Annotated in this window: 5 protein-coding genes; 4 read left to right on the forward strand and 1 reads right to left on the reverse strand. The window is 41.4% G+C overall.

Annotated elements, in window-relative coordinates:
• Nucleotides 1-606 precede the first annotated feature (606 nt).
• The 4 genes from JOD21_RS18960 (at nucleotide 607) to JOD21_RS18975 (ending at nucleotide 5,707) form a co-directional block, all read left to right on the forward strand.
• Nucleotides 607-3,411: a DUF3427 domain-containing protein gene (locus JOD21_RS18960; protein ID WP_204731060.1), complete on the forward strand. Its 2,805-nt coding sequence runs from the start codon at nucleotides 607-609 to the stop codon at nucleotides 3,409-3,411.
• Nucleotides 3,412-3,561: 150 nt separating this feature from the next.
• Entirely contained in the window at nucleotides 3,562-4,191 is a 630-nt protein-coding gene (locus JOD21_RS18965; RefSeq protein ID WP_204731061.1) for a hypothetical protein, read from the forward strand.
• A 78-nt stretch (nucleotides 4,192-4,269) separates the two neighbouring features.
• Nucleotides 4,270-4,707, forward strand: a complete 438-nt coding sequence (locus tag JOD21_RS18970; RefSeq protein ID WP_204731062.1) for a hypothetical protein — start codon at nucleotides 4,270-4,272, stop codon at nucleotides 4,705-4,707.
• A 223-nt stretch (nucleotides 4,708-4,930) separates the two neighbouring features.
• Nucleotides 4,931-5,707: a VCBS repeat-containing protein gene (locus JOD21_RS18975; protein WP_338032937.1), complete on the forward strand. Its 777-nt coding sequence runs from the start codon at nucleotides 4,931-4,933 to the stop codon at nucleotides 5,705-5,707.
• Between the two features lie 118 nt (nucleotides 5,708-5,825).
• On the opposite strand, the gene JOD21_RS18980 is transcribed toward JOD21_RS18975, so the two are convergent.
• Entirely contained in the window at nucleotides 5,826-6,899 is a 1,074-nt protein-coding gene (locus tag JOD21_RS18980) for a hypothetical protein (protein ID WP_204731063.1), read from the reverse strand.
• Nucleotides 6,900-7,119: the final 220 nt, after the last annotated feature.

The following is a 7,119-nucleotide window of genomic DNA, read 5'->3' on the forward strand; positions in this document are numbered from 1 at the left end:
TTTATGTGGATCTCGTATGGCAACGGTGGATCAAATGGATGTCATTGGTGGGTCAAAAAGATGGCAACACTGGATCTATCCCTTGGCTGTAGTCAGTTTATGGCAATCTAGATATGTAGGTAATGGTAGTTAATTTATGTAGGCCCGTAAGGTGTACCTGTAATTTGGATACGAGCGAGCTGTCTTTATAAAAATCACCTTCCCATTCAATCATCTTATACGCCTACGGCTACAACAACCCGAAGGTGAAGTCAATACTCCATCCAACACCGGTGTACTTAAATTTTATCGCCTAATGTAGAAACCTTTTGATGAGCTCATTCAGGAGTTTGAGGCGGAGAATCCTGGAGTTGATATCCGGCAGGCGTTTGTGTCACGCGTGGAGCCTTCGATTTAAGAAAGTTATCTGGTAGAGGGATGGATGTACGGGGGCTGATGCTGGTGTGCTGTATCATAGATCATTTGCAGAAAAATTTTTTATAAAAATTATGAAAAAATGTCATCTGAAAGAATAAGCTTTTTAATTTTCTCCATTACTCTCCACCAATTAGCACGATATTCCAAAATCATGTATGATAAACCCGTAGGTACATAGGAGGGGTCTGGATGTCTGAGCGGTTGCTTGTGAATAGTGGGAGTGAAACGCTGTTGAAGGAGTTGACGAATTCTCTGGAGACGTGTGAGAAGTTTTATTTTGGGGTGGCATTTGTGAATTTCAGTGGGGTTCAGCTGCTGCTGGATGCGCTGCAGAAGGCGATTGAGAGTGGGAAGCAGGGTCAGGTTATGACCTCGACATATTTGAATTTCACGGATCCGGTGGCGCTAAGACGGCTGCGTGAGTTTAGTGAACTGGATGTGAAGGTTTTTGTGACGGGCGAGCAGAGGGGCTTTCATACAAAGACGTACATTTTTGAATATCCGGATGTATACAAGATTATCATTGGCTTGTCGAATGTGACGCATTCAGCGCTGAAGTCTAATGTAGAGTGGAATGTGGAGGTTGTCTCGAAGAAGGATATGCCTTTTACAGACAGGGTGTTAAAGGAGTATGGCCTTTTATGGGAGGAGAGTACGCCGCTGACAGAAGCGTTTATTGCTGATTATGAGCGGCAGTATGAAGCGGTGAGACGCGTATCATCTACGCAGCATATCTTGAAGCAGAGCGGAGCGTATGTCACGCCGAACCGGATGCAGCGGCGGGCGATGGATAACCTGGAAAGATTGAGAAGACTGGGTGAGACGAAGAGTCTTGTGGTCGCAGCAACAGGTACAGGGAAGACATTTATGGCGGCATTTGATGTGCAGCGGGTGAAGCCGAAACGGTTGTTATTTTTAGTACATAGAGAAGATATTTTAACCAAAGCGAAAGAGACGTTTGAGTTTTTATTACATAATGAGCCAGTCACGTTTGGCTTACTGACTGGGACGAGAAAAGAGATAGGTGCAGATTATCTCTTTGCAAATATTAGATCAATGGCAAATATCTATCAGCAGTTTAGTCCGGATGAGTTTGATTACATTGTCTATGACGAGGCGCATCACGCTGCAGCGGATCAGTATCAGGAAGTGATGACGCATTTTACTCCTACTTTTGCGCTTGGTATGACGGCCACGCCGGAGCGAAGCGATCAGCTGTCTGTGTTTGAGCTGTTTGATCATAATGTAGCGATCGAAGTGAGGCTGCATGAGGCGCTTGAGGATAATCTAGTTGCTCCGTTTCACTACTTTGGGATTACCGATGCGGATGGGATTGATCTGAGTAATCTGACTTCAAAGGACCAGAAGGAAATCGCGCGGCGTCTGCAGATCCATGCAAGAGTAGAGCACATTATGCATTATATGAATTTTTACGGTTACCAGGGCACGAAGCGAAAAGCACTCGGGTTTTGTGTGACAGTTGAACATGCACGCTATATGGCAAATGAATTTACAGCTCGTGATGTACCAAGTTTGGCTTTGTCAGGTGACGACAAGCCTGAAGCACGTGAACATGCAATTGCACGGCTTGAAGATCCGGATGATCCGCTTGAGTGTCTGTTCAGCGTAGATATCTTTAATGAAGGTGTCGATATTCCGAGTGTGAATCTTGTGTTGCTGCTTCGTCCTACAGAATCACCAATTGTATTCATTCAGCAGCTTGGTCGCGGCCTTCGTAAGCATCCTGAAAAAGAGTTTTTAACGGTGCTTGATTTTATTGGGAATTACAGTCGCGCTTATCTCGTAGCACTTGCGCTGAACGGTCAGCGTTATTATGACAAGGAAAGTCTGAAGGTAGCAGTTGCGACAGATTTTGCGCATATCCCTGGGCCGGTTCATATTCAAATGGATGAGATCTCAAAAGAGCAGATTCTGAAGCAACTGGATCAGGAGTCATTTTTCAGTATGGCTCATCTCAAGGAAGCATATATAGAATTTAAAAAAGTTCGTCACGGCAAGCCGCCGTATCGATTAATGGATTATCACACGTATGATGGGGCGCCGGATCCTGTTTCATTTATACAAAAAGCAGGCAGCTACCTGCACTTTCTTCATCGGGTTGAAAGAGAGCCATTCCTCGCAAATCTGCTAGCAGAAGATCTGTGGGAGAAGGCTTATAAAGTTCTGTCCAGTATGCTGCCATTGAAGCGTCCGCATGAAGTTGCCATTCTTGCTGGGCTTTTAGAACAACCGTCCATGACAATAGAAGAAGCGATTCTCGCAGTAGAACATTGGATTGAAGAAGTTCAATCAGAATCCGTTATTCACGCAATGAATACGCTCGCGCAAATGTATGCTGATGACGGTGAAAAAAGCCGACAGCCTGCACTTGTTCAGTGGCGGGAAGACAGACTTGTGCGATCTGATGTCATGGAACAATTCATTACGTTCCCGACTTATGTTACATGCATGGAGGATATACTTGAATACGGACTGCATCGCTTTGAAAAGGAATTTGGTGCGGTCTCAGACCAAGTTCCATTCCTGCATACCGGAACTCAATACCAAATGCGTGATGCTGCGCTGCTCTCTAACTTTGAAAAAAGCCACTCTTCATTTCGTGGCTCGGGGCTGCTAGCAAATGGAAAAGACTACTTCCTTTTTGTCGATCTGAACAAAGATGCAGACATTGATGATCGCTTAAATTATCAGGATGCCTTTGAGGATCAGGATACATTTCTATGGGAAAGTCCTAACAATATGCGCCAATCATCAGAACGCGGCCAGAACCTTATCCACCATAAAAATAGAGGATACCGACTTCATCTATTTGTCCGTAAATATAGAGTAATGGAGAGTCAGACACAGCCATTTATCTATATGGGGAAAGTGAGTGTCGAAAGCGCAACGGGTGACCGGCCAGTCGCGTTTCGAATGAAGATGGAACAACCTGTGCCGCCGCTGTTGTATCGAGAGTTGACGGAGATTGTGTGAATAATAGTTAAATATTGTAAAATTTAAAATGGTTCTTGAGTTAGATATAACTTCTACACAGTTTGCTTAGATTATATAAATAAGTAAGCTTACGTGGGAGTTATTTTAATACAAGGTCAAGAAGTTTAATTTTTGGAGGTGGGTGTATATATGGATAGAGCTTTGGTAGAGTCAAAATGGCTATACAATAATTTATTGAATGATTATCAAAGGCAAGTAATAAGAGAAACGATTACAGAAATAGATGAAAAGGATGAACAATATTCATTAGAAAATTTTTGGGAAGTCGATAAAGATATTGGAGGAATGGGCGGATATAATTTACCTAAAAATCCTGTAAGTAATCCTTTTCCATTTGGTATTAAGCGTAGTATCTTCAGACCTTTACAATATGCTGCAAGTGAGATGGAGTTAAGAGATATAAGGTATGGGGCTCGCCATGTAATTCAATATGTAGGTATGCATTTGGAAGCGACAACAAAATATTATCTTATAGTAAATCAAAAATTAGGTAAATTGAGGCATTATAATTCTACATTGGGAAAAGTAGTTCGTAAATTAGATCAGTTAAAATTATTAGATGATATGACAATAAAAAGTCTCTATGTATTTATAAAAATATACAATAAATCAAAGCATGAAATTAATATGGATAAAACAAGAGAAAGACTATTCACTGTGTCAGATGCTCTCGTGCTATATTTAACAGCAAGAATTTTAGGTCAAAAAATATTATTACAAATTGACTCTAAAGAGCTAGACTCCTCTATAGAATTATGACTTCACTTAACTCTTATAACATATTAATAAAAAAGTATAATAAGGTTTAATACTCATTCCCACAAAGGAGCTATCACATTGAAAAAACACCTCATCATTCTTACCTTCATCACCATTCTCCTGGCAGGCTGCCGCAGCAATGAACCTGCAATCACCATGGATCAGGAGAATAGTTATATTAAATATTGGCCAGATCGGGAAGAGCTGGAGATGTCTGTCAGATATCTGAGTGAGTCTGATCAGCCTGTCGATTTTTGTGTAGAGCTTCTTTTTGAGCACGAGGACTTATGGGACGCGTTTCCTTATGAGCGATATCTGGTGGCATGTTCAGCAGAAGGTGCCTCCGGGGAAACATCAGGTGAGCTCACGTTTCTATCGGATAATAAATTTACAGCCAGCGAGGACATATCTCTTCAAAGCGGGATTGATGAAGCTGTACTACCCGGAAATGTGAGCGTACGGTTTTATAATACGGACGGTGAGGAATTAATTGAACCGCTGGAAGTATTAGAGTAAGGCAGGCTGGGTCTGGACAGGCTTGCCTCATCCTGCAGGTGAGTATGGCGATATTTAAGTTTATTTGAAGCTCGGGGATCAACTTCCGCAGTAAGCGGAGTGGTCCCGGGCTTTTAATTTGCATAAAATCAAATTGTTACGAATCAAAAAAGATATGAGTTGTGGAGCTGTAGCATACATTTATGGAGCCAACACAAATAATATGATAAGGAGTGGTTTGGACTTGAATGCTCATTGTGGTAGGGCAAAATACTGTAAAGAGCAGGCTATGTATAATGATTATGCCAGGCCGAATATGAATCCTCCGAATGTAGTGTCGTTTGCACGCGGAGATGTAACTGGGGATCGAGTACCTGATCATGTCTATTTAACCGGTATCATGACGCCAGGCAGTCCATTTATTCAACAGATCACGCTGCTTGTTCAGGACGGGAGATCCGGCATGTTAACAAGTGTCCCCCTTCGAGAAAATTCAGGCTACAATCCTGTTGTATTCCTTGGGGATTTCACTGGGAATGGAGTAGATGACATTTTAATCAGTATGACGTCAGGTGGCAGTGGTGGCATCATGTATCATTACATTTATTCCTTTATAAACAATACACCACAATTATTATTTGATGTTGATGTATATAATGAGCAGGTTCAATATGAGGTACATTATCAGGATGACTACAAAGTGAAAGTTGTCAGCCTGATCAATCATCAAACGTACATCATAGATATTTCAACAAAAGACAGCGGGTATTTAGATGAAATATATGATGAAAATGGCAAGCTGAAGAGTCCTATATCAGGATTTGTAAATCCTCTCAGTGGTTTATATCCTGTAGATTTTGATTCAAATAACCGGTATGAGCTATTGGCCTATCAGAAAATTGCCGGGAGATATAATGCTGATTCGTTAGGGTATGTGTTGAATACGTTAGGATGGCTGGATGATAGGTTTGTTTTGCAGGATCAGTACGTTGCGATTTTTGGATATGAGGGTTCAAATTGATAAAAACTTCATACATCGTGGTGAACTGATTAGGTGCGGCGTATATCCCTCAGCATTCTGAATGAAAAAAGAACACTCCCCGGAGTGCTCTTTTTTATGTTTGTATGAAATTGTTAAACTACTGACCAACCAATGGATATGTACGTTTTTCTTTCAGTGTGTCATTGAATAGTCGAACCTCCCAGGCATGAAAATCCAGGGCTGCGAGTTGAATGGCATTTTCAAATACGATCCGGTCTGCTTCAGTTACGATATCCTGATTCATTGTATATTGCACGGTCGCAACACCGTTCGTGATAGATGAGCTGACAATCTCGATCCCTTCCACAATTGCTGTTGAATAAAACGTATCGGGCTCAACCGACTTCATTTTCTCGATTGTTTCCGGGAAAGACAGCGGTTCACCGCTTTCATTTACAACCGGCTCCTCTAACTCACCACCGGGAATGAATAGCGTTTCTTCCAGCTCTTTGTCGTAGATGGCATAGTAGCCCCGCGTTTCTCCTCTTTCATCTTTCACAGTGATCGTATCATCGACTGTTCTTTCAGCTACGGTCATCCTTTGTTCACCATCAGGGCTTAAGAATGTAATGTCTTCAACCCCGTAAAGATCACTAATTCCAAATAACGCATCATAAAATAAAACACTTTGGGCAGAAGTTGCGGCTAAGTCATTTCCCTCCTGATCAAACTGGATGGTTAAGCTGGGCCAATCAAGCGTCAATTCAGTATATGAACTGAGTATATCCTGCTCGGAAGGGTCGTTTTCAAATAATGATATTTTTAAGCGCTGTTCGGGAGTGACTGTTTGTCCTTTTTCCTTATCACGGTCTATAGCGTATGCAAGATAAAAGCGGTCAGGCTGACTAATGATATGAGTATCAATAAAATAGTTCGGATTCAACTGAGCTCCGGCATAAACCTCTGTATCGCTCTCTGTTTCACTTTCTTCTGACGAGTCTACATTCTCAGCATCATCATCCGATGTACCTTTCTCCGTGTCTGTATTACCATCGCTTCCAACTTGATCTTCGCTATTATCATCAGTGTTATCATTCGTCTCTTGTGAATCCACCGTTTCGTTCTCAGAAGAATCAACAGTCTGCGGGTTCGTCTCTTCCCCTGAACCTGAGCAGCCGGCAATAAGTATTGCTGATGCGAACGAAAAGGAGATTTTTTTCATATTTTCCATTTTTAATTCACCTCCTAATCCAACTATACCCTCAGAATAACCTGTTAAAAGTTGTTTCCTAATATTTACTTTCTGTAATGAATGAAGAAAAATTTTTATTTTTTAAATTCAGAAATGTATATAGGTGAATCGATTTCATAATTGCTCTTTTTAAAAAAGCCAATAAAGCGCCTGTTCTCTAAAATCGATATTTTTTAATCTTTCATTTGAAGCTTAAGCT

The sequence above is a fragment of the Jeotgalibacillus terrae genome (genome assembly GCF_016908195.1).
Taxonomy (GTDB): Bacteria; Bacillota; Bacilli; order Bacillales; family Jeotgalibacillaceae; genus Jeotgalibacillus; species Jeotgalibacillus terrae.